The organism is Micromonospora sp. NPDC049679 (assembly GCF_040659735.1).
GTDB lineage: Bacteria > Actinomycetota > Actinomycetes > Mycobacteriales > Micromonosporaceae > Micromonospora_I.
In genome coordinates this window covers 31,242-54,050 of the sequence record NZ_JBFANZ010000006.1, presented here as the reverse complement: position 1 = coordinate 54,050, position 22,809 = coordinate 31,242, and the positions used below count along the sequence as shown (strand labels likewise).

The 22,809-nt window shown below is 71.0% G+C and carries 21 protein-coding genes; 7 read left to right on the top strand and 14 right to left on the bottom strand.

Features of this window, described 5'->3' with window-relative positions:
* Nucleotides 1–2: 2 nt before the first annotated feature.
* The 9 genes from AB0J06_RS06105 to AB0J06_RS06065 form a co-directional block, all read right to left on the bottom strand.
* Complete coding sequence (locus tag AB0J06_RS06105; protein ID WP_357425174.1) at nucleotides 3–428, bottom strand: hypothetical protein; 426 nt, start codon at nucleotides 426–428, stop codon at nucleotides 3–5.
* 178 nt (nucleotides 429–606) lie between these two features.
* Entirely contained in the window at nucleotides 607–2,694 is a 2,088-nt protein-coding gene (locus AB0J06_RS06100; protein ID WP_357425172.1) for a carboxypeptidase-like regulatory domain-containing protein, read from the bottom strand.
* Nucleotides 2,695–2,965: 271 nt separating this feature from the next.
* The gene (locus tag AB0J06_RS06095; RefSeq protein WP_357425169.1) at nucleotides 2,966–4,705 is read right to left on the bottom strand and encodes a DUF4173 domain-containing protein; all 1,740 of its coding nucleotides are present in this window, start codon (nucleotides 4,703–4,705) and stop codon (nucleotides 2,966–2,968) included.
* Nucleotides 4,706–4,780: 75 nt separating this feature from the next.
* Nucleotides 4,781–5,788 carry an ATP-binding protein gene (locus tag AB0J06_RS06090; protein ID WP_357425385.1) on the bottom strand — a complete coding sequence of 336 codons (1,008 nt, stop codon included), beginning with the start codon at nucleotides 5,786–5,788 and terminating at the stop codon, nucleotides 4,781–4,783.
* Nucleotides 5,789–5,862: 74 nt separating this feature from the next.
* The gene (locus tag AB0J06_RS06085; protein ID WP_357425167.1) at nucleotides 5,863–6,540 is read right to left on the bottom strand and encodes a response regulator transcription factor; all 678 of its coding nucleotides are present in this window, start codon (nucleotides 6,538–6,540) and stop codon (nucleotides 5,863–5,865) included.
* A 210-nt stretch (nucleotides 6,541–6,750) separates the two neighbouring features.
* The gene (locus AB0J06_RS06080; protein WP_357425165.1) at nucleotides 6,751–7,506 is read right to left on the bottom strand and encodes a LytTR family DNA-binding domain-containing protein; all 756 of its coding nucleotides are present in this window, start codon (nucleotides 7,504–7,506) and stop codon (nucleotides 6,751–6,753) included.
* A complete protein-coding gene (locus AB0J06_RS06075; RefSeq protein WP_357425163.1) occupies nucleotides 7,503–8,720 on the bottom strand; it encodes a histidine kinase in 1,218 nt (405 codons plus the stop codon). Before AB0J06_RS06075 ends, AB0J06_RS06080 begins: the two co-directional genes overlap by 4 nt.
* A 43-nt stretch (nucleotides 8,721–8,763) precedes the next feature.
* A complete protein-coding gene (locus tag AB0J06_RS06070) occupies nucleotides 8,764–10,275 on the bottom strand; it encodes a sugar transferase (RefSeq protein ID WP_357425161.1) in 1,512 nt (503 codons plus the stop codon).
* 321 nt (nucleotides 10,276–10,596) lie between these two features.
* Entirely contained in the window at nucleotides 10,597–11,484 is an 888-nt protein-coding gene (locus AB0J06_RS06065) for a DNA-formamidopyrimidine glycosylase family protein (RefSeq protein WP_357425159.1), read from the bottom strand.
* 45 nt (nucleotides 11,485–11,529) lie between these two features.
* On the opposite strand from AB0J06_RS06065, the gene AB0J06_RS06060 reads away from it, so the two are divergent.
* Entirely contained in the window at nucleotides 11,530–12,714 is a 1,185-nt protein-coding gene (locus AB0J06_RS06060) for a glycosyltransferase (RefSeq protein ID WP_357425157.1), read from the top strand.
* A gap of 67 nt (nucleotides 12,715–12,781) precedes the next feature.
* Here AB0J06_RS06060 and AB0J06_RS06055 read toward each other — a convergent pair whose 3' ends face one another.
* Genes AB0J06_RS06055 through AB0J06_RS06045 form a run of 3 tightly spaced genes read right to left on the bottom strand, consistent with a single transcriptional unit; the run spans nucleotide 12,782 to nucleotide 15,268 of the window.
* Nucleotides 12,782–13,507 carry a CDP-alcohol phosphatidyltransferase family protein gene (locus tag AB0J06_RS06055; protein WP_357425155.1) on the bottom strand — a complete coding sequence of 242 codons (726 nt, stop codon included), beginning with the start codon at nucleotides 13,505–13,507 and terminating at the stop codon, nucleotides 12,782–12,784.
* Nucleotides 13,482–14,549: an iron-containing alcohol dehydrogenase family protein gene (locus AB0J06_RS06050; RefSeq protein ID WP_357425152.1), complete on the bottom strand. Its 1,068-nt coding sequence runs from the start codon at nucleotides 14,547–14,549 to the stop codon at nucleotides 13,482–13,484. Before AB0J06_RS06050 ends, AB0J06_RS06055 begins: the two co-directional genes overlap by 26 nt.
* The gene (locus AB0J06_RS06045) at nucleotides 14,537–15,268 is read right to left on the bottom strand and encodes a phosphocholine cytidylyltransferase family protein (protein ID WP_357425150.1); all 732 of its coding nucleotides are present in this window, start codon (nucleotides 15,266–15,268) and stop codon (nucleotides 14,537–14,539) included. The genes AB0J06_RS06050 and AB0J06_RS06045 overlap by 13 nt, the downstream gene beginning before the upstream one ends.
* Before the next feature lie 245 nt (nucleotides 15,269–15,513).
* Here AB0J06_RS06045 and AB0J06_RS06040 point away from each other — a divergent pair, with 245 nt between their 5' ends.
* The 3 genes from AB0J06_RS06040 to corA all read left to right on the top strand — a co-directional run bounded on the left by AB0J06_RS06040 (nucleotide 15,514) and on the right by corA (nucleotide 18,544).
* Nucleotides 15,514–15,906 carry a CBS domain-containing protein gene (locus AB0J06_RS06040; RefSeq protein WP_357425148.1) on the top strand — a complete coding sequence of 131 codons (393 nt, stop codon included), beginning with the start codon at nucleotides 15,514–15,516 and terminating at the stop codon, nucleotides 15,904–15,906.
* Between the two features lie 113 nt (nucleotides 15,907–16,019).
* Nucleotides 16,020–17,114, top strand: a complete 1,095-nt coding sequence (locus AB0J06_RS06035) for a PLP-dependent aminotransferase family protein (protein ID WP_357425146.1) — start codon at nucleotides 16,020–16,022, stop codon at nucleotides 17,112–17,114.
* A 275-nt stretch (nucleotides 17,115–17,389) separates the two neighbouring features.
* On the top strand, nucleotides 17,390–18,544 hold the full coding sequence (gene corA / locus AB0J06_RS06030; protein WP_357425144.1) for a magnesium/cobalt transporter CorA: 1,155 nt from the start codon (nucleotides 17,390–17,392) through the stop codon (nucleotides 18,542–18,544).
* Between the two features lie 146 nt (nucleotides 18,545–18,690).
* Here the strand turns inward: corA and AB0J06_RS06025 are convergent, their stop codons facing one another.
* Entirely contained in the window at nucleotides 18,691–19,479 is a 789-nt protein-coding gene (locus tag AB0J06_RS06025) for a hypothetical protein (protein WP_357425142.1), read from the bottom strand.
* A 43-nt stretch (nucleotides 19,480–19,522) separates the two neighbouring features.
* Between AB0J06_RS06025 and AB0J06_RS06020 the strand changes: the two genes are divergently transcribed.
* Together AB0J06_RS06020 and AB0J06_RS06015 are read left to right on the top strand one after the other, a co-directional pair.
* The gene (locus tag AB0J06_RS06020) at nucleotides 19,523–20,053 is read left to right on the top strand and encodes a peptidylprolyl isomerase (RefSeq protein ID WP_357425140.1); all 531 of its coding nucleotides are present in this window, start codon (nucleotides 19,523–19,525) and stop codon (nucleotides 20,051–20,053) included.
* Nucleotides 20,054–20,115: 62 nt separating this feature from the next.
* The gene (locus AB0J06_RS06015) at nucleotides 20,116–21,048 is read left to right on the top strand and encodes a rhomboid family intramembrane serine protease (RefSeq protein WP_357425138.1); all 933 of its coding nucleotides are present in this window, start codon (nucleotides 20,116–20,118) and stop codon (nucleotides 21,046–21,048) included.
* Between the two features lie 9 nt (nucleotides 21,049–21,057).
* On the opposite strand, the gene AB0J06_RS06010 is transcribed toward AB0J06_RS06015, so the two are convergent.
* Nucleotides 21,058–21,498 (bottom strand): PH domain-containing protein, encoded by a 441-nt coding sequence (locus tag AB0J06_RS06010; protein ID WP_357425136.1) that lies wholly within the window; start codon nucleotides 21,496–21,498, stop codon nucleotides 21,058–21,060.
* A 125-nt stretch (nucleotides 21,499–21,623) separates the two neighbouring features.
* Between AB0J06_RS06010 and AB0J06_RS06005 the strand changes: the two genes are divergently transcribed.
* Nucleotides 21,624–22,796 (top strand): acetyl-CoA C-acyltransferase, encoded by a 1,173-nt coding sequence (locus AB0J06_RS06005; RefSeq protein WP_357425134.1) that lies wholly within the window; start codon nucleotides 21,624–21,626, stop codon nucleotides 22,794–22,796.
* Nucleotides 22,797–22,809 lie beyond the last annotated feature (13 nt).

Genomic DNA, 22,809 nt, shown 5'->3' with positions numbered 1-22,809 from the left:
CCTCAGCGCTCCGGCCGGCGCACCAGCGCAGTGAAGTCCTGCTCGTTGCGTTCGGCGAGGCGCACGAAGATCCAGCCGACGCCCACCAGGAACGGGAAGGCGGCGACCCCGAGCAGCAGCCACGGCAGGTTGATCCCGAAGATCTTCGCCGCGCCGACCGCCGGCGCGACCGCGAAGAGCAGTGGCAGGCCGCCGAGCCCGATCGCGACGACCAGCGACAGCCGCAGGGCCAGGGCGAGCTGGGCGCGAACCAGTCCGCGTACGAGCGCCTCGCCGACCCGGGTCTGCTCGGCCAGTTCGGTGCGGGTGCGGTCCGGGTCCCTGCGCTGGCGGGTCACCTCGGCCAGCACCAGCCGGGTCCGCTGGCGCGGGGTGGACGCGCCCGTGGTCCGGCCGGCGCTCGCGGTCGGATCGGCGGGTGCGGCCATGCCGGCAGTCTCGCCGCCAGCCGGTGATTGTCAAGTGCGCGAGGTCGGCACCCACATCGCGGGATCGATCGCGGGCGCTGTGCACAACAGGCGGAAACCCGTTCACCCGTGTGGATAACCCGCGGGAAAGCCGGAGGGCCGGTGGTTTCCCGACCGGCCCCCCTTCCCACAACCCGGGTCAGCCGGTCTGTACGACCAGGTTGACGGCGAGCGTGCCGGTCGCCGGGACGACGAAGATCGCGAGCTTACGGCTTCCGTCGGGCTGCGTCGCCAGGTAGCGATCGTCGTACCAGTCTTGTCCGTCCCGGAACGAGACGTTGTAGGTGACGTAGATGCGCTGCTTGCCGAGGACGCGCATGCGGAACTGCCCGTCGGACATCCAGCCCGCGCCGGCCACGTCTCCGGTCTCCGCGTTGTGGGCCAGGACCCACCCGCCGGCGAAGGCCGTGCCGTCCTGGTTGTTGAAGGATCCGGTTACCTCGGTGCCGGCGCTCAGCGCGATGTCGTGCGTCGCTGTGCCACCGGCCGTCACCGCGATCGGGGTGGCGGTGAAGCGGCTGACGGCGCCCCCCGACCACTGTTGCGCATAGTCGTGCGCGCCGAAGCCGAGCGGCCACTCGTACGGCCCGAGCCGCCCGATCCGGTAGCGGCCATCGGCGTCGGTCACCTCGTCGCCCACACCGACGCCGGGGTGGCCGGTCAGCAGCGCGATGCCGGCAGATTGAATCGGAGCACCGCTCGCGGCATCCGTTACCCGGCCGGTGAGCGACCCGGCCGGATCCAGCTTGACCTGCGGGGCCGCGGCGGCCTTCCCCGCGGTGGCGGCGACAGGGGCGGCCTGCCGTTCGTCGCCTGTGCCACCGTCGGCGCCGACCCACTGCCGCCCGTACGCCACGTCCTGGGGGATGGCGAAGAGCCGGTAGGAGCCGCCCTCCAGCGGACCAATGGTGATCTTGCCGTTCCGGTCACTGCACCGACCGTGACCGTCCCTGAGGCTGGCCTGCTTGGGCAGGAAGGCGTCGACGCAGACGTCCTTCACGGGTTGCCCGGTCCGGCGGTCGACGATGGTGGTGGTGATGGCCGCGGCGGGCTTCAGCAACACCGTCCGTTCCGTGGTCTGTCCGGCCCGGACCCGGACGCCCGTGATCTCCTTGCTGAAGTGCAGGGCGTTCGGCACGTCGACGTAGAGGTCGTGCTGCCCCTGCGGGAGGTCATCGATCGTGACCTGGCCGGTTCCTTTGCTGCACACCGCTTTGACGCAGAAGGTCGCCAGCGGTGCGCCGGTGACGGCGTCAACCGCGGAGACGCGCACCGATCCGGTGCCGAGCAGCTTGTCGCTGATCCGCGTCGTTTGCTCGCCGTGCACCACGACCAGCTCGGCGTCCGCCTGGTCCAGCTTGCCGCGGTAGTACTGCTGTCGCTCGCCGTGGTAAAAAGCGACCTTGTACGCGCCGGCGAGCAGCGCGGGCATGGCGAACTGGCCGTTCGCGTCCGTCGCCGCGTCCGGGGCGGAGCCGTACCAGTTCGGCGTGGTGGCCGAGACGGTGACGTTGGCGAGCGGCTCGCCGGCCGCGCTGGTGAACCGACCGGCGAGGCTGCCAATGGGCAACACCGTGTCGTCCGCGACGACCTCCGCACCGGCCCGCACCTCGAAGCGCTGAGCGCTCTCCGAATCGAGCTTTCCGGGCACGTACTGGCTCTGGTACGAGCCCTCGATCGGGTCGAAAGAGATGGTGTACCAACCGGGCAGGGCGTCCAACCGGTAGCGCCCCTCGCCATCGGTGGAGCCGTAGACCTGGTCGCCCGAATCGTTGTTCACCACCCGCACGAGAAGCGAGGATGCCGGGTTGCCGGCCCCGTCCCGGATCTGTCCGGTGATGACGCCGGTCGCTCGGAGCTGGTCGTCCGCCGTGACGGTCTGTCCACTGACGACCGTGACCGCGTCGGCCTGCCAGACCTCGGACTGCTGGCGGTAGAACTGTTGCGCGCCGCCGGTCGGGAAGAACCCGACGATGTACGCCTTGGGGGCCAGGCCGGTGATGGTGTAGCGGCCGTCCGCGTCCGTGGTGGCCCAGCCGGGACTGTTGTACGTGTCGGCGTCGTAGACCTGGACCGGGACGTCGGCGGCCGGGGTGCCGGCGCTCGTGGTCAACCGACCGGTGATGGTGCCCGTGCCGGCCGCGTGCGCGGGGGGTGCCCCGGCGAGCGCGACGGCCGTGATGACCGCGCCGGCCAACGCGGCGCGGCGCAGAAGTGGAAAGCGCATGTACGTCCAAACGTGAGGGGACGGGGCGGCCGCGGCGGCTGGGCCGCGCGGATCGGTTGCCCCGAAACAAGATCGGCGATCGGATCATAGATCCTGCGCTATATCGGCAATTCGCCTTTTCGGTCGAGATCCACTCGCGCGACCGTCCACTCGCGCGACCGCCCACTGGCGCGGCCTGGCCGCGCCGGCGGAGGTGGCCGGATCGGGGGTGCGCGAGCCCGGCAGTCGTGCCGGCCGCCCCGGATTGTCGATCCCCCGCGTCCGTCCCGGGTCACCCGCGTGACCCCGACACGTAGCAGTCCGGCTCTGCGTCCGGAAGCGGATTGGCGGCGAGTAGCCGCCGCGCCTGAGCCCGCGCGACGTTCGCCTCCCGCCAGCCGTCGCGGTGCCGCGCCAGATCCCGGTCGATCTCCGTGACGGCGCAGTGCCGCAGGGATTCCGGCAGGCGGTCCAGCGCCGGTATCGCGTCGGCGGACAGTTGGGAGAGGTACCACACGTCCACGCGCTGGGTGCTGAAGTACCGATCGATATTGCGGTCGGCGATAAGCCGGTCGGGGTTGAGCGCGGCGAGGCCCATCAGCGCCAGCACCCCGGTGCCGATGACGAGTCGGGGCAACCAGGGGGCGCGTAGACGGATACCGGCGATCAGCACGAGCACGAACAACAGGCCGAGCCACAGTTCGGTGGCCGAGACGAGCAGCCGGAGCCGGGTGAAGCCGTACGCCTGCTGGTAGACGTCCATGCGGAACAGGGCAGAGGCGACCACGACGAGGCTGAGCAGCGCGAGCGCCCCCAGCAGGAGACGGATCAGCACCCGGTCGGCCCGCACCTGGCGAGGTGCCCAACGGCTGGCCGCGGCGATAACCAGCACGGTGAGAACGGAGACCGCCAGTAGTTGCCAGAAGCCGCCGCGGGCATATTCGGCGTACGTCAGCCCCGACGTAGCCAGGACGTGGTCCGAACCACCGAACAGGTGTGTCACCTGGACCAGCACGAAGGCCGCGAACAGCGCGTCCAACAGCGCGACGGGGGCCGCCCACTCCAGCCGTCGTACCCGACGCGACGCGGCGGTCTCCAGGCCGGTCAGGTCGGGCGGAGCGGCCAGCAGGAACGCCGCGGCGAGCAGCCCGGCACCGATGATCGGGAAGAGGAAGGCCCCGCGCGCCAGGCCGGCGCCCGACAGCGTGGGTACCACCGCGTCGAGCAGGTGGGCGAAGGCGGGGTCGGCGGAGGCGAAGAGGGCGCCGAAGACAACCAGCAGGGCCACCGAGACCGCGATCGTGATCGCGGTGCGTCCGACGACCCGGCCGCCGCCCCGGCCCACGCCGGCCACCGACCACGGCACCGCCCGCCCGACCGCCGCGGGCACGATGACGCCGGAGAGCAGCAGGCCACGCACGGAGCGCCCGTCGGTCACCGCCAGACCCGCCGTCACCCCGGCGGTGAGCACACAGAGTACGAACAGCCAGCCGGCCGCGCGGACCGTGCCGACGCCGATCAAGCCAATGGTCGCGACCGTCCAGAGCAGGCGTTCCGCGCTCAACCGTGACCGTGCGGCGGTCCCGGTTCGGTCCGGCGCCCCCGTGGTGCCGGACCGAACCGCGCCCCGGACGGTCGCCGCGAGTGCGCCTGTGCCGGCAAGGACGCTCACCAACCAGCCGACACCGGGACGGTCCAGCGGGATGCTCACCGCACCGATCGCGGCGGCGGCGACCACCGCGCCGAGGACCGCCGGCTGCGCGCCGCCGACCGGTGCCGGCCAGCGCCGCTCCAGCAGCGACGGCCGACGGGGTACGACCGGCGGTCGTCGGTACGGGTGCTGCCCGGGCGGCTGTACCGGTCGCATCGCCGTCCCGGGTGGGACCGGTGTCGGAGGCGCGTCCGGTGTCTGCGGGCCGGGCGGTTGCGCCACGGGGGCGGTCTCCGCTGGCTGCGTGACGGGCGTGGTCTCGGCGGGCGGGTTCGACGGCGTGGTGTCGGCCGGATCGTTGGTGGGGGTGGTGTCGGTCAACGGTGGCTCCATTCAGATCTGGGCATGCGGATCCGCCCGGCGGGCGGTAGCCGCGTCGGCAGGTATGGGGGCAGGTCAGGTCAGGGCGGCGGCTGGCCCGGTAGCGGCCAGCGGGAGACTCACCCGGATCCGGCATCCGGCGGTCCTACGGTGCGGGGCCATGCCCGGCGGATCGGTGACCGTGATGGTCCCGCCGTGCAGTTCCACGACCCACTGCGCGATCGCCAGGCCGAGTCCGGTGCCACCGTCGGTGGCCCGCTCTCCGCGGGTGAACCGTTCGAACACCCGCGAACGTTCCTCGACCGGGATCCCTTCGCCCTCGTCGGTCACGTCGAAACGCAGGTGCTCGGCCCGCAACTCGGCGGCGACGAGCACCGTGCCCCCGGGCGGGCTGTGCCGGGCGGCATTTTCGAGCAAATTAGCGAACACCTGGTGCAGCCGCGACGGATCGGCCTCGATGTGCAGTGGCACGGCGAGTGGACGTACCCGGAACTCCACCGTCCGGCCGGCGCCGGCCGCGCTCACCGCCGCCTGGCGGACCGCCTCGTCGAGGAAGTCCGCCACATCCACCCGGACCCGCCGCAGCGGTACCACGCCAGCGTCCAGGCGGGACAGGTCGAGCAGTTCAGCCACCAGGTGCCCGAGCCGTTCCGTCTGCGCCAGCGCGACCCGCAGGGTGGCCGGCTCCGGCTCGGCCACACCGTCCACGATGTTTTCCAGCACGCCCTGCAGCGCCGTGATGGGGGTGCGCAACTCGTGCGACACGTTGGCGATCAGTTCGCGCCGTCGCCGGTCGGCCTCGGCGAGGTCGGTCGCCATCTGGTTGAAGGCCCGCGCGAGTTCGCCCACCTCGTCGCGGGAGGTCGCCCGGACCCGCCGCGTGTAGTCGCCCCGGGCCATCGTCCGCGCCGCCGCCGTCATCTCCCGCAACGGTGAGGTCATCCCGTGGGCGAGCACCTGCGAGGTCACCAGCGCTCCGACGATGGCGACCGCCGAGGTCCCGTACGGAATCCAGCCGATGCCGATCCAGAAGTAGGCGAGCCCGGCGAAGCCGGCCGAGACGAGCAGGATGCCCAGCTTCATCTTGATCGAGCGGACCGGGTCCAGCGGCCGGGGGAGCAGGTCGAGCGTGCGGTTCACCGCCGCCCAGATCCGGGTCACGCCCCCACCTCCAGCGCATACCCGACGCCGTGCACGGTCCGGATCAGGTCCGCGCCGAGCTTTCGGCGCAGGGCCTTGACGTGGCTGTCGACCGTACGCGCGCCGGCGCTGTCGGCCCAACCCCAGACGTCGGCGACCAGCCGTTCCCGGGGCAGCACGGTCCTCGGTCGGCCGGCGAAATGCACCAACAGGTCGAACTCGGTCGGGGTCAGGTGCGCCTCGACCCCGGAGCGGCGTACCCGGCGCTCCGCCTGATTGATCTCCAGGTCGCCGACGCGCAGCGTGTGCTGGGTGGCGCTCACGGCCCGGTCCACCCGGCGCAACAGGGCGTGTACGCGAGCGGCCAGTTCCCGCAGCGAGAAGGGCTTGGTCAGATAGTCGTCGGCACCGACGGCCAAACCGACGAGCAGGTCCGTCTCGTCGTCGCGGGCGGTCAGCATCAGGACCGGGACCGGCCGGTCGGCCTGGATCCGCCGGCACACCTCAAGGCCGTCGAAGCCCGGCAGCATGACGTCGAGCACCACCACGTCGGGTTGATGAACGCGGGCCGCCTCCACCGCGCCCGGTCCGTCGCCGGCGATGTCCACGCTGAAGCCCTCCGCCCGCAGGCGGGCCGCCACGGACTCCGCGATTGTGCGCTCGTCCTCCACGACCAGGACCCGACGTCCACTCATGACCAGGACTTTAGGCAGCGTCCGTGGAGGGTGGTGGGGCGCAGTGTGAAGAACCTGTGGAGATCGTCGCCCCCGGACAGCAGGTGCCGCCGACCGTCACCGTGCCTGTGGACATGCTGTGGACAACCGTTCACTCCTGTGGATAACCGCTCCCGTTGGCCGGCCGGCGCGGTGGCTCAGCCGCCCGTTCGCCCAGTTCACCGCCGTGCGCTACCGGTTCCAGTCCTGCTTCGCGGCCCGCACCAGCTTGTCCTTCAGCTCCCGGGTGTGCCGGCGGGAGACCGGCAGCTCGGTGCCGTCAACCACGACGACGTAGCCGGAATTCGCCAGCCGCAGTTCGGCGATGAGCCGAAGCTGAACCAGGTACGACCGGTGGATGCGGACGAACCCGGCGTCGGCCCAGCGTTCGGCGAGCGTCGCGAGCGGCACCCGCACCAGATGCGAGCCGTCCGCCGTGTGCAGCCGGGCATAGTCCCCCTGCGCCTCGACCCACCGTACGGCGGACCGGGGCAGCATCCGGGTGCTGCCGGCCAGTTCGATCGGGATGGTGGGATCCTCCTCGGCCCGCGCCAGCGCCGCCGGGTGCGCCGGCACCACCCGCGAGCTCACCACCCGGCGCAGCGACTCCGCCAACCGTTCGACCTGCACCGGCTTGCGCACATAGTCCGTCACGCCGAGGTCGAACGCGTCGACGGCGCCGTCGTCGTAGGCGGTGACGAAGACGATCGCGGGCGGGCGGGCGAAGCGGCGCAGCACCCGCGCCAGTTCCATGCCGTCAAGTCCCGGCATGCGGATGTCGAGGAACACCGCGTCGACGTCGTTGTCGCGCAGCACCCGCAGGGCGTCGGTGGCGTCGGAGGCGGTGTGCAGCCGCGCCACCCGCGGATCGGCGCGGAGCAGGTAGGCCAGCTCGTCGAGCGCCGGCGGCTCGTCGTCGACGGCCAGCACCCGCAGGAAGGCGGTCACCGGCCGGTCCTGACGCCGGGGTGGAACTTCGGCACCCGCATGCTCACCCTCGTACCCGCTCCCAGGCCCGTCTCGACGACCAGGCCGAACTGGTCGCCGAAGACGGACCGTAACCGTTCGTCGACATTGGAGAGACCCACGTGCTGGCCCGAATCCTCGCCCGCGTCCGCGGCGACGTCGGCGATCCCCGCGGCGAACACCGCCGGATCCATGCCGACCCCGTCGTCCTCGATGGTGATGTGGCACTCCGCACCGGCGTCGCGCGCCTGGATGCTCACCATACCGACGCCGGGTTTACGCGACAGCCCGTGCCGGACCGCGTTCTCCACCAGCGGCTGCAGGCACAGGAAAGGCAGGCTGACCGGCAGCACCTCGGGCGCGATCTGCAGCCGGACCTGCAGCCGGTCGCCGAAGCGGGCCCGCTCGATCGTCAGGTAGCGGTCGATGGAGCGCAGCTCCTCGGCGAGCGTGGTGAATTCGCCGTGCGCGCGGAAGGAATAGCGGGTGAACTCGGCGAACTCGAGGATCAGATCGCGGGCCCGTTCGGGGTCGGTCCGTACGAAGGATGCGATCGCGGTCAGCGCGTTGTAGATGAAGTGCGGGCTGATCTGCGCGCGCAGCGCCCGCACCTCCGCCCGGGCCAGCCGTTCCCGCGACGAGTCGAGCTCCGCGAGCGCGAGCTGGGCCCCCGCCCACCGCGCGGTCTCCAGGGTGGCCTGCACCAGGCCCGGGGCCGGCTGATCGTCCGCGATCGCCACCAGCGCCGCCACGGCCGTGCCGTCCGGGCCGGTGAGCGGCGCGATCACCGCCCCGCGTACGGCGCAGTCGATCCGGTCGCAGCCCAACTCGGACTGACCGAGCACGGTCGACCGGTGCGCGGCGACGGCCCGCCGGGCGGCCGCGACGAACTGCTCGGCGTGGTGCGCGCCGTCGCCATCGATCGCCAACAGCTCCGTGTGGTCGACGAGCGCCAGGCCGGGCGCTCCGACCAGCGCGCGCAGGTGGCGTACGGCCTTCGCCGCACCCGGCCGGCTGAGCCCGGCGCGCAGTGGTTCGGCGGCGAGCCCGGCGGTGTGCAGCACGTCGTAGGTGGCCCGCTGGGTGGCCGTGGCGATGCCGCGGCGCCCCCGGAGCCGGACGACCGCGAACACGGCGGCGGCCAATGCACTGACCAGCGCCAGCACCGCGAACGGCGCGGAAAGGTTCGCCCCCACGCACAGATCTTGGCGGTTGCGGTGGCAATAGCCAAGTGCTGCGTCAGTAGGCGCCCTTGCGGGCGAGGACGACGCCGATGGTGCGCCACAGGATGCTGAGGTCGTAGGCGAGGGACCAGTTGTCGACGTAGTAGAGGTCGAGGCGCACGGCCTCGTCCCAGGAGAGGTCCGAGCGTCCGGAGACCTGCCACAGGCCGGTCATGCCGGGGCGGACCAGCAGCCGGCGGCGTACGTCGCCGAGGAAGTCGCCGTCGTCGGCCGGCAGGGGACGGGGTCCGACCAGCGACATCTCGCCCTTGAGCACGTTGATCAGCTGTGGCAGCTCGTCGAGGGAGCTGGCCCGCAGGAACCGGCCGATCGGGAAGACCCGCGGATCCTGCCTGATCTTGAACAGCATCCCGTCGGTCTCGTTCTGGTCGACGAGGGCGGCGAGCCGCTCTTCGGCGTTTTCGTACATCGTCCGGAACTTCCAGACCCGGAACGTGCGCCCCTCGTGCCCGACGCGGGGCTGCCGGAAGAAGACCGGCCCGCGGTCGGAGAGACGGATGGCCAGCGCGACGAGGGCGAAGACCGGCGCGAGCACGAGGAGCCCGACGCCGGCGGCGACCCGGTCCAGGAGGTTTTTCGCCAGCCAGGAGAGACCGGAGAGGGTCGGTTCCTCGACGTGCAGCAGCGGCAGACCCTCGATGGGACGGATGTGCACACGGGGGCCGGCGATGTCGGTCAGTTGGGGCGCGACGATGAGGTCTACGCCGCTGCCCTCGAGTTGCCACGCGAGTCGACGCAGCTCGCCCGGCTCGGCGCTGGCCGACCCGCACACCGCGATCGTGTCCGCGCCGACCTCCCGCACCAGCGCCAGCACGTCGCGGCCGGCGAAGACCGGCACCGGGGTCTCGATCCCGCGCGCCGCCGCGTAGCCGTCGGTCAGGTGGATCGCGACCGGGATGAGCCCGGCGGCCGGGCTGCGGGTCACGGCCGTGTAGACCTCGAGCGCCTCGGGGAGCGTCCCGATCAGCACCATCCGGTGCGCGGCCTGGCCGGTGCGCTTGCGGATCGTGTGCAGCACGAACCGGGCCTGCAGCCGGACGATCAGCAGGAAGACCATCGCGGCAATCACCGCGGTGGCGACGGCGAATCGGGACAGGTCGGTCTTGGTGGAGAACGCCAGGAAGGAGACGCTCGCCGCGACCGTGACCGACGCCCGGATGACCCGCTTGAACTCGTCCGTGCCGAGCCCCAGGTAACGCCGGTCGTAGGCGCGGTTGCCCCAGAGCACGATCAGCCAGCCGAGCGGCAGCAGCAGGTAGGTGACGGTGTGGAACCAGGTCGCATTGTCGTCGGTGTCGTTGAAACCGGCGGTGGCCTGCTCGAACAGGGAGATCGACACCCAGCTGGCCAGGGCGGTGGCAGCGAAATCAAGAAGAAGCAGGATCGCCGTGTAAGGGCGGTGCCAGCGGGAAACCCGGCGGCGGGCTCTCGCCCAGGCGTTGCGTGGCACGCCGTTGGGGGGCCGGGGTGCCGGCGGCTGGATCTCGAAGCTGTCGCCATGGCGCACCGTGCTGCTCCGGCCTGTGTTGGTTACCGGGCGCTGGAGGCTTGTCGTCACCTCAGCTACGTCCTCCCGCGTGACACGTGCCGCCCAGTTGCCGTGAAGGCTCGGGTCGCCCACCGGCCCAGTCTCCCACGGTGTCCTTGTATGGACGAAAACCGGAGGGACATTACGCCCCACCGAGGGTTGGTGAGGGCCCGCCGGCTCCTGCGACGAAGCACTGGGACCGGGCCACTATACCGATGGATGAAGGCGAGGGAAGTCTCCGTTGTGCACGGTTTCATCGCCGTGTGACCGGGTCACCACCTGTCGTGCCGGTCTGGTCACTTAACGCACAAGTCGGGACAGTCGGCGGTCCGCCAGGGGCTTCCCGCCGGTCTGGCACCCGGGGCAGTACTGGAGGCTCGAGTCGACGAAAGAGACCTCCCGGACGGTCTCGCCGCAGACCGGGCAGGGGAGCCCGGCGCGGGCGTGCACCTTGAGCCCCGAGCGCTTCTCGCCCTTCAATTCCGCGGCACGCTGGCCGACCGAGCGGGCGACCGCGTCGGCCAGCACCTCCCGGGTGGCCTCGTACAAGGACGCCATCTGGGCATCCGACAGTCGGTTGGTGATCGCGAACGGGGAGAGCCGCGCCGCGTGCAGGATCTCGTCCGAGTAGGCGTTGCCCACCCCGGCCAGCACCTCCTGGTCGGTCAGCACCCCTTTCACCTGCGCACGCCGACCGCGCAGCCGCTCGGCGAAGACCGGCAGCTCGACCGCCAGGGCATCGGGGCCGAGCCGGGCCACCCCCGGCACCTGCGTCGGGTCGGTGACCAGGTAGACGGCGAGCTTCTTCTGCGTGCCCGCCTCCGTGAGATCGAAGCCCGATCCGTCCTCCAGCCGTAGCCGTAACGCGATCGGCCCCTTGCCCGGCTTGAGCGGGACGGCGGAGCCGAAGGGGTCGCGGTAATGCAGCCAACCGGCCCGGGCGAGATGCACGATCAGGTGCAGCTCGTCGATCTCGGCGGTGTGGTCGTCGGCGGGGGAGAGCACGAGGTCGAGAAACTTCCCGTGCCGGCGGGCGTCGACCAACCGGCAGCCGTCGACGGCCGTCGGCGGCGGATCGTAGGTCTTCAGGGCGCTGATGGCGGAGACTTCGACGCGCTCGACCCGGCGGCCGACCGCGCGCTCGCGCAGGTAGGCCGCGAGCGCCTCGACCTCGGGCAACTCGGGCATGCATTCAAAGGTAGCGTTAATCAGCGTGAGCGAAAGGTCAGCACTGTGAAGGTCGTCGTCGCGCACAACCGCTACCGCGAGGCGCAGCCCTCGGGCGAGAACACCATCGTCGATCTGGAGATCGCGCAGCTGAGCGCTGCCGGGGTGGAGGTGCTGCCGTTTTCGCGCAGCTCCGACGAGATCGGCGCCATGTCGACCGGGGAGAAGGCGCTGCTGCCCCTCTCGCCGATCTACGCGCCCAAGGCGCAGCAGGAGCTGAGCCGGCTGATCGAGGAGCACCGGCCCGACGTCCTGCACCTGCACAACCCGTACCCGTTGCTTTCGCCCTGGGTCGTGCGGACCGCGCACCGGCACGGCGTGCCGGTCGTGCAGACGGTGCACAACTACCGGCAGGTCTGCTCGTCCGGGCTCTACTTCCGCGACGGACGCGTCTGTCAGGACTGCCGCGGTCGGGTGCTCGGCGTGCCCGCCGTGGTGCACCGCTGCTACCGCGGGTCCCGCGTGCAGAGCGCGCTGATGGCGACCACCCTCGCCGTGCACCGGCCGACGTGGCGCTCTGTCGACCGCTACATCGCGCTCACCTCGGCGATCGCCGATCATCTGCGCGATTACGGCATCCCCGACGACCGCGTCGTGGTGAAACCCAACGCCGTGCCCGATCCGGGCTCTCCCGCCCCGCTCGGCGAGGGCTTCCTCTTTCTCGGCCGGCTCTCGCCCGAGAAGGGGCTCGGACTGCTGCTCGACGCGTGGATGCGGCACCCGGAGGGCGCGCTCGGCACGCTGCGTATCGCGGGCGACGGCGAGCTGCGGCCGATGGTGGAGGAGGCGGCCGCGACGCGGTCCGACATCGTCTTCCTCGGGCCGCTCGACCGCGCCGGGGTCCACTCGGCGCTGCGCGCGACCGCCGTCGTGGTCGCCACGTCGACCTGGCACGACGTGCTGCCGACCGTGGTGATCGAGGCGCTCGCCAACGGGCGGCCGGTGCTCGGCACGGCGATGGGCGGCATCCCCTACCTGATCGGTGCCAACGACCCGGATGGTTCGGCCGGGTGGGCCGTCCCGCCGGAGCCCGCCGCGCTGGCCGCCGCGCTGCCCGTGGCCCGGGACGGCGCGGCCGCGCTCGCCGACCTGGCGCGGGCCCGCTACGAGCGCACGTTCCATCCCGACGTGGTCACGAAGCAGCTGCTCGACGTGTACGCCGGCCTCGCCCGCCACGCAGGAACCGCCTGATCAGGGAGGAACGCTCGCATTTTGCACGGCGCACGCGATCTCACTCCCCGATCACGCGGATCGGGGGTCAGCGGAGTGCGGCGCGGGCGGTGAAGGCGATGCTGGCGAGCAGGAACCCGCCGTTGACGAGGGTGAACACGGCGATCAGCCACACGGTCCACTGCGGGGCGAGAGTCAGCACGAGACCGGCAACCGTGATCACGGCGCCGTAGTCGCGGATCAGCTTCACGACGCGCACCGGCAGCGAGGTCGACGGCACCATGCTGGCCGCGTTCGGGCCGGCCTGCATCACCGACGTCACCAGATTGACCATCCAGGTGCCGGCGAACGCGGCCACCAGCCACACCGGCGTCGACGGGCGCTGCGCCACCGCGACCGACGACAGCGCGGTCACCAGCGCGATCTGCGCCGCCACGTCGCAGAGCACGTCGATCCGCGCGCCCGACGGGCTGGTCCGGCCGGTCACCCTGGCCAACTGCCCGTCCGCGCAGTCCAACGCGTACGCCACCTGCCAGCCGATCAGGGCGATCAACCCGACGCTCCACGCCGGCAGTTCGTCGGCGGCGACCCGGTCCCACAGCGCGACCACGCTGACCGACGCCGCGAGGCCGAGCACGAGGTTGGCGATGGTCAGCGTGGTCGGCGACAGGCCGAGGCGGTGCGCCGCCACCGCGAGGGCGGCCCCGATGCGTTGGCTGATCGCCTCACTGAACAGTCCGCCGCCCCGGTTGATGCGGTAGAAGTCGCCGGCGGTGGGTCGGGGGAGCTCAGTCGAGGTGGTCGCGGAGTGCATCGGCGTAGTCTGCCAGCCGGCCGCGGATCTCGTCCGGCCCCAGGTCGAGGTGTTCGATGATCGTGTACCGGTCCGGCCGGGTGCGCGGCGCGTACACGACCGCGTCGACGAACTGGTCGTCGGTGAGGCCCACGTCGGCGGGGGTACGCGGCAGGTTGTGCCGGGCCAGGCAGGCTGACATCTGCGCGAGCCGCTTGTCGTCCCCCCGGAGGAAGGTGCAGAACAGTGCCCCGAGCCCGGCCAGCTCCCCGTGCGATCCGGTGCCCGGAAAGAGCGCGTCGATGGCGTGCATGATCTCGTGGCACCCGCCGCTGGCCGGGCGGCTGGTGCCGCAGACCGCCATCGCCAGTCCGCTGGAGATCAGCGACTCGGCCAGCACGGTGACGAAACCCTCGTCGTTCATGTCGCCGGGGTGGTTGATGATCGCCTCGGCGCCCGCCCGGGCGAGCGAGGCGGCCAGCCCGTCGACCGGCTCGCCGCGTACCCTCCGGGCGAGCTCCCAGTCGGCCAGCGCGCTGATGTTGCTGACCACGTCGCCGATGCCGGCCCGGTTGTGCCGCTCCGGACCGCTCTCCACGAAGTCCAGATCGACGATCACGGCGATCGGGATGTGCACGCCGTACGAGCCCTTGATCCCGTCGGTGACCAGGCTCGCCACCGGTGAGGCGATGCCGTCGTTGGCCAGGGCGGTCGCGACCGAGACCATCGGTAGGCCGCGACGCGTCGCCGCGTACTTGGCGACGTCCACCGTCTTGCCGCCGCCGATGCCGACCACGGCGTCGTACGAGCGGGCCCCCAGCTTGGCGCCGAGATCGGTGGCGGCGTCCAGGGTGCCGCCGGCCGCGGTGAAAACGTCGGCGGAGCCCAGCGTCGGACGGATCAGCTCGGCGATCTTCTCGCCCTGGCCGGGGCCGACCACCACGGCGACGTCGCCGCCCGCCGAGATCCGCCCGTCGGAGAGGATCGCGGCCAGGTCCGCCACCGCGCCCCGGCGCACGTCGATGGCGAGCGGCGCCATGATGGAACGGGCTAGTAGCGGCACGCGATCTCCCGCGCCCGCGTGAGGTCGTCGTGGTTGTCGACCTCTACCCAGGGCACGTCACCGATGGTGGCCGCACGCACCTCGCCGCCGCGGTCGGCGTACTCCTGGTAGCCGTCCTCGTAGTAGAGGTCGGGGTTCCGCCGCCAGGTCGCCTCGAGCGCCTCGGCCAGACCATCCGCGGCGTGCGCCTCGATGAGGGTGGCGCCGATGTATTCCCCGAACGCGTCCGCCGGGTCCATCAGCTTGGTGATCCGGGTGAGCTGTCCGTTGGCGTCGAAGACGGTCTTCATCTCCTCCTCGGCCAGCTTCTTGACGTTGTCGACGGCGAGCAGGATGGCCGGTCCACGCTGCGCGAGCAGTGTGTGCTCGACGCTCACGGGGTGCACCGTGTCGCCGTTGACCAGCAGCGCGCCCTCGGCGAAGTGCTTACGGGCGAGCCACAGCGAGTAGGCGTTGTTCCACTCCTCGGCCTTGTCGTTGTGCACGAGGGTGAGGGTGACCCCGTAACGCTTCTCCAGGTCGCGCTGTCGCGCCTCGACGGCCTGCGCGGCGTATCCGACGACCACCACCACGTCGGTGAGCCCGGCGGCAGCGAGGTTGCGCAGCGAGATGTCCAGGATCGTGGTCTCCCCGTCCACCGGGACGAGTGCCTTGGGGAGGGTGTCGGTGTATGGGCGCAGCCGACGTCCCGCTCCTGCGGCGAGCACGAGACCGATCATTCGGCGATCCTTCCGAGCGGTGGCGGGTACCGGTGGAGGATAGCGCTGCGTGGCGGTTGCCCGTCGCGAACGGTCGACGTCAGCGGGACAGCGCTACCTGCTGATCCACGCGCTGCCGCAGCCCGATCGGGCGCAGAGCGGCGAACCCGTCCTCGATCCGAGGGCGCCCGGCGCAATCAGGTCTTGTGGTTCTGTCGCCCGGAGGGCCAGTATGTCCGTACCGTGCCTTCCAGGGGTGATGCGTCATGCAGGTCCGCGATGCGATGTCCACCGAGGTTCTCATGGTCGGTCCGGAGCACACGCTCCGGCAGGCCGCGCAGATGATGGCCGAGCGCCGGATCGGATCGGCGATCGTGGTCGATCCAGACTCATCGGGCATCGGCATCATGACCGAGCGCGATGTGCTGTACGCGATCGGCGCCGGTCTCGATTGCGACGTCGAGCGGACGGCCGCCCACATCACGTGGGATGTCGTCTACGCCGGACCCGACTGGACGCTTGAGGAGGCCGCGTTCGCGATGGCGCGCGGCGGCTTCCGGCACCTGGTCGTGATGGACGGCAGCGAGGTGCTCGGGGTGATCTCGGTGCGGGACATCATGCGGGTCTGGGCGACCAACCGTGCCGGCGTGACCGCCTGACCCGGGCGCGACGGCCACCGCCCTGATCGGGAACGGACCGGCGGTGCGCTCATGATGCGGACATCGTCGTGCCGCCGCAGAGCGGCGCGAGCGCGGCCGTACGCTGAAGAACCATGACCGTCGCGCAGCTGATTTCGTTCGCCCGTGGGGCGCCATCGCTGGACATCGTCGATGTCGAAGGGCTGAAGGCGGCCGCTGTCCGCGCCTTCGACGCCGATCCGGCCGGTGTCACGGCCTACGGCACATCGGTGGGTTACCCGCCGCTCCGTCAGTGGATCGCCGATAAGCACGGCGTCGGTGTCGATCAGGTCCTGGTGACCAACGGCTCGTTGCAGGCCGACGCGTTCCTCTTCGACTACCTGGTCAAGCCCGGCGACGCCGTCGTCGTGGAGCGTCCGACCTATGACCGGACGCTGCTCAACCTGCGGCAGCAGGGCGGCGACGTGCACGCCGTGACGATCCAGCCGGACGGGATCGACACCGACGAGCTGCGCAAGCTGCTCGAGTCGGGGGTGCGCCCCAAGCTGGCGCATATCATCCCCAACTACCAGAATCCGGCAGGTGTGACGCTGTCGCTGGAGAAGCGGCGCGCGCTGCTCGCGCTGGCCGCCGAGTACGGGTTCACCCTCTTCGAGGACGACCCGTACGCGGACATCCGGTTCCGTGGCGAGCCCCTTCCCTCGATGCTCTCTATGGACGAGCACGGCGTCGTGGTGCACGCGTCCAGCTTCACCAAGACGGTCTGTCCCGGCGTGCGCGTCGGCTATCTGGTGGGCCCGGCGCCGCTGATCGCGGACATCGCCAAGCGCGCCACCAACCTCTACATCTCGCCGGGCATGGTCGCGCAGGCGATCGTCCACCAGTTCTGCGTCTCCGGCGATCTCGACCGCTCGATCGCGACCGTCCGCGCCGCCCTCGGCGAACGGGCCTCGGTCCTCGCCGCGTCGCTGCGGGAGCACATTCCCGGTGTCCGTTTCACGGAGCCGGACGGCGGCTACTTCCTCTGGGTCGAGTTCCCGGAGGACGTCGACGTGGACAAGGTCCTGCCGGCGGCGGCGGAGCGTGGCGTCGCGGTGGTCAAGGGGAGCGACTTCCTGATGGAGGGCGGTCGGCACGCGCTGCGGCTGGCGTACTCGGCGGTGACCGTCGACCAGATCGATGAAGGTGTGCGTCGTCTCGCCGCAGCGGTGCAGGCCGTACGCGGCTGACCGGATTCTGTCAGGTTTTTGACAATCGGCCCTTCTGGCTGGTCCGGGGTTCCCCTCGGGCCAGCCAGGGCCGCACAATGCTGCGAGCGTCAATCGCTGTGCGGTTGACCAGGTAGGCACAACCCCCCGCCCCATCGGCGCCGGGTGGCCCGCTCGCACCCCACCCCCCCCCGACGCGACCGGTCCACCCGGCGCCACCCCCGGTTCCGGCGATCTCCCTCCCACGTGGGCGTAAGGTGCAAACCGCGGGGCGACCGGCAAAGGGGAGGCGGGCCATGGCGGAGCAGGTCGACCGTGAGCGGGCCTGGCGCGAGGGCAACAAGGCGCCCCTGTCCCGGGCCTGGTCAGCGCCGGTGCGGGCGGTCACCCGGATCCTCAACTCCGCCGAGGGGCAACAGCGCTTCATCAGTGAGGCCGACGCCGAGGCGGAACGCAGCGCGGTCGTCGACTGTGCGCTGTACATCGACGGGGTGCGTCAGCCGGGCAAATGGCGGCACGACGAGGCGATGGCCGCGGCTCAGCGTGAGCGCAACTCCTTCGTCTGGCTGGGGCTGCACGAGCCGAGCCAGGCCGAGATGGCGGACATCGCCAGCACGTACGGCCTGCACGAACTCGCCGTCGAAGACGCGGTCAAAGCGGAGCAGCGACCCAAGCTCGAGCAGTTCGGTGACGTCAACTTCCTGGTGCTGCGCACGGCGCGGTACGTCGAGCACGACGAGTTGACGGAAAACTCCGAGGTGGTCGAGACGGGGCAGGTCATGCTCTTCATCGGGCGCTGCTTCGTGATCACCGTGCGGCACGGTGACGCCTGCCGGCTGGCTCCCGTCCGCGCCGATCTGGAGCGCAAGCAGGAGCTGATGGTGCAGGGCCCGTGGGCGGTGGCCTACGCGGTGACCGACCGCGTCGTCGATCTCTACCTGGAGGTCGCCGACAAGGTGGAGGTGGATCTCGACACCGTCGAGGCGGAGGTCTTCTCGCGCGACGGCAACGGCAGCATCCAGGGGATCTACCAGCTCAAGCGGGAGCTGGTCGAGTTCAAGCGGACCGTGGTGCCGCTGCAGCGCCCGTTGATGACCCTCACGGCCGAGATAAACGACGAGGTCCCGCACGAGGTGCGGCGTTACTTCCGGGACGTGCAGGACCATCTCACCCGCACCGTTGAGCAGATCAACTCTTTCGATGACCTGCTCAACTCGATCCTCCAGGCGAGGCTGGCGCAGGTCACGGTCGACCAGAACAACGACATGCGCAAGATTGCGGCCTGGGCCGCCATCGCGGCGGTGTGGACGGCGCTCGCCGGCATCTACGGCATGAACTTCGACTACATGCCCGAACTCCATTGGAACTACGGCTATCCCACGGTGCTCGCGGTGATGCTCGGCATCTCGCTGGTGCTCTACCGCTGGTTCCGCCGCAACGGGTGGCTCTGACCGCAGCCGGAAGCGCCGAACGGTCCGCGTGACTCCCGGGTCGCGGGGGCGTGATCCGGTAGTACGACGTATCTGCAGGGCGTCCCGACGGATCGGAGCACCCTGCAGATACGTCCGCGTGATTGCGCCGGACGCCGTGCCGCGGATCAGGTGTGGCTGTTGCGGGAACCGCCACCCGCGTTGCTCGCGACATCGACGGCGAGCGGATCGCCCTGCTTCTTGGTGCCGGTCATCCGGGCCGTCGGCGCGTCGGGCATCGTGAGATCGGCCGTGGCGTCGGTCGAAGCGGTCATCGGCGTGCCGTGCTGCGCCTTGGTAGAGGTCGCGGCGCGCAGCGCGTCGTCGGAGGAGGCGCCCGATGACGGGCCGCCCATCGCCGTCGCGTCGTTCGGCATCGGGCCCGGGCCGCGGCCGGGGTCGTACTCGTCCCACTGCTGCGTCATGCGACGCTTCCGCACGACCGCCCCGGCAGCGCCCACGATGGCGCCCGTGGCCAGGAGCCCGGCCAGGATGGGCCAACGGCGACGCGACATCTGCGACCCTCTCTTCCTCATCAGGCCCGGCTTCTTCGGCTTCGCCTTGCGGGCGACGCCGCCCGCCTGACGGGCACCCTCGGCGGCTGCGATGGCCAGCGGCGCGAGAGCTGTGACGGTCGATTCCCAGCCGTTCGAGGCGCCGTGCCTGAGCCGGTCCGTCGCGGGCGCGACGAGGTCGCGTGCCGCGTGGACGCGAGGGCCGACCGTGGCCCCCACCCCGCTCGCCGCGTGCGTCGCTGCCTGCATGAAGTGATCGAAGCTTTCGCCCAGTTCGCCCTTGATGTGCTCACTATGGGTTTTGCGTCGCCCGATTCCAAACACCGGTCCCCCACCTCCCAGGGTGCTGTTCTTCCTCATCCTCCACCTTTGGATGCCTCCGCAGTGCTGGAACGGGCACATGGGAGGATCCGCATGGAAGCTGACCAACGACAGAGGAGTACCCGTGGCTGAGGCTATCTACGCCACCCTGCACACCAATGTCGGACCGATCCGGCTCGAGCTTTTTCCGAACCACGCGCCGAAGACCGTCCGAAACTTCGTCGAACTCGCGGAAGGCACACGCGAGTACACCGACCCGCGGACCGGGCAGCCCGGCAGCGGTCCCTACTTTGACGGCACGATCTCGCACCGCGTGATCAGCGGTTTCATGATCCAGATGGGTGACCCGACGGGGACCGGCCGGGGCGGTCCCGGCTACAAGTTCGCCGACGAGTTCCACCCCGAACTCCGCTTCGACCGTCCCTACCTGCTCGCGATGGCGAACGCCGGTCCCGGCACCAACGGGTCCCAGTTCTTCATCACCGTGGGCCCGACGCCGCACCTGAACAACCGGCACACGATCTACGGCCAGGTGGCCGACGAGGCCTCGGTGAAGGTGGTCGACACCATCGCCAACGCCCCGACCGACGCCGCCGACCGTCCGCTGAGCGACGTGGTCATCGAGCGCGTCGAGATCGAACGCACCGAGGTCTGATCCGTACAGCGAGATAACCTGGCGCCTATGAACGGACACCGTGTGTGGAGTGGAGTGGCGGCATGAGCGAGTCTCCTCCGACGGCTCCGGTCTGTTACCGCCACACCTCACGCGAGACCTGGGTGCGCTGCACCCGGTGTGATCGTCCGATCTGTCCTGATTGCATGCGCGAAGCCGCGGTGGGGCACCAGTGCCCCGAGTGCGTGGCCGAGGGACGGCGCACCCAGCGGTCGGCCCGCACCGCCTTCGGTGGCGGTGCGGCCGGCCGCGAGGGCTACGTGACCAAGGCGCTGATCGCGATCAACGTGCTGGTCGCGCTGATCGGCGTGGCCGTCTCGGGTGCCGGCGCGCTGATCGGAAACGGGCTCTTCACCGGCGCCGGACCGCTGCAGGCAATCGGCGCGGTGACCGGCGGCCCCTGGACCGTGATCGCCGACGGTCGGGTGGCGCCCGGCGCGTTCCCGGATTTCGGCGCGGTCTATCCGGGCATCGACGACGGCGGCGGCATCTACCGCCTGATTACCGCCATGTTCATCCACTACGGACTGCTGCACCTGTTGATGAACATGTGGGCGCTCTGGGTGCTCGGCCGCAATCTCGAAGCGGTGCTCGGACCGGTCCGGTTCGTCGCCCTGTATCTCCTCGCCGGCCTTGGCGGCAACGTCGCCGCCTATCTGTTGAGCCCCGGCAGTCTGTCCGCCGGGGCGTCGACGGCGGTCTTCGGCCTCTTCGCCGCGTACTTCATCGTCCTGCGCAAGTTGAAGTTGGACACCTCCGCGGTGGTCGGCGTGCTCGTGGTCAACCTGGTGCTGACATTCACGATCAGCAGCATTTCCTGGCAGGGGCACCTCGGCGGACTGGTGGCCGGCGGCCTCACCGCCATCGTTCTGGCGTACGCGCCACGCCCGCACCGCACCCTGATCCAGGCCGCCGGCTGCGGCGCGCTCCTGCTCGTGCTGCTCGCCCTCACCGTCCTGCGCGTGCTCACCCACTAGGCCTGCCGGTCAGCCGGCTCCGGCGCCCTCCCGCACGGCGTGCAGCGCCGCAGCGACTTCGTCGGGCGGGGCGCCGAGGTCGTTCGCGCTGAACAGATACAGCGACTCGCCCGTGTCGATCTCGAGCAACTCCGTGCGGATGCCGAGATGGGGTCGGGTCTGCGCCGAGATCCGTTCGATCTGCGCCCAGGCCAGCCGTCGTCGACCCGCGACGCCGACGGCGACCGTGACCCCGGCGGGGTCGACCGCGAGCCGCACCGGCGAGAGCAGGTCGCGCAGTCCCCACGCGAGCAGCCCGATCGCGGCGAGCGCCGCCAGCCCCAAGCGCACCGGATCCCCGCCGAGCAGCCCGCCGGCGAGCAGGATCAGGACGGCCGCGGTCAGCTTGAGCGCGGGCAGCGCCGGACGCACGCGCCAGCGCCGGGCTGTCCCGTTCGGGTCGGTCTCCACCGGCCAAGAATGCCAGCCGGAGCGGCGCGGTGGCGGTGTGGCGCCGCCGTCGATGAAACCCGAGGGGCGCGCAGCGTGGCCGAGCGACGTAGTATCGGGTCAGCCCAAGTTACCGGGGAGTAAAGATGAGAGACGCGGTCATCGTCGGAGCGGTACGCACCCCGGTCGGGCGGCGTAAGGGCGGCCTGGCCACGGTTCACCCGGTCGACCTCTCGGCACACGTGCTGCGGTCGCTCGCGGAGCGCACCGGCATGGACCCGGCCGACGTGGACGACGTGGTCTGGGGCTGTGTCTCGCAGATCGGTGACCAGGCGTGGAACGTCGGACGCAACGCCGTGCTCGCCGCGGGTTGGCCGGAATCGGTTCCCGGCACCACTCTCGACCGTCAGTGCGGCTCCAGCCAGCAGGCGCTGCACTTCGCCGCGGCAACCGTGATCTCCGGCCAGGCCGACCTCGTCGTCGCCGGCGGCGTCGAGTCGATGACGCGGGTGCCGATGGGCGCGAGCGCGGCCGGTGGGCTCCCCTACGGCGACCAGGTACGCGAGCGCTACCGCGGTGCCGAGGGATTCGCCGCCGATCAGCCGGTCCCGTTCAACCAGGGGGTCGGCGCGGAAATGATCGCGCGGCGCTGGGGCCTCTCGCGGACCCAGCTCGACGAGTTCGCGCTGGCCAGCCACGGCAAGGCGGCCGCCGCGCAGGACGCCGGGGTATTCGACGCGGAGATCGCTGCGGTGGCGGTCGGTGACGGTGGCAAGGTCACGGCCGACGAGGGCATCCGCAGGGACACGTCGCTGACCAAGTTGGCCGAACTCGCGACGCCGTTCCGCGCCGATGGGGTGGTCACCGCCGGCTCCGCCTCGCAGATCTCCGACGGCGCGGCCGCGCTCGCCGTCACGACCTCCGACTGGGCCCGCGAGCACGGTCTGCGGCCGCTGGCGCGAATCCACACGGCGGTCGTCGCCGCCGATGATCCGGTCATCATGTTGACCGCGCCGATCCCGGCCACCGCGAAGGCACTGCGCCGCGCCGGCCTGGGCATCGAGGAGATCGGCGTGTACGAGGTCAACGAGGCGTTCGCCCCGGTGCCGCTCGCCTGGCTCGCCGAGACCGAGGCGGACCCGGAGCGGCTGAACCCGCGCGGCGGCGCCATCGCCCTCGGCCATCCGCTGGGCGGATCGGGCGCCCGGATCATGACGACGATGCTGCACCACATGCGGGACAACGGCATCCGATTCGGTCTGCAGACCATGTGTGAGGGCGGCGGGATGGCCAACGCGACGATCGTGGAACTTCTATAACTGCAATATTCAT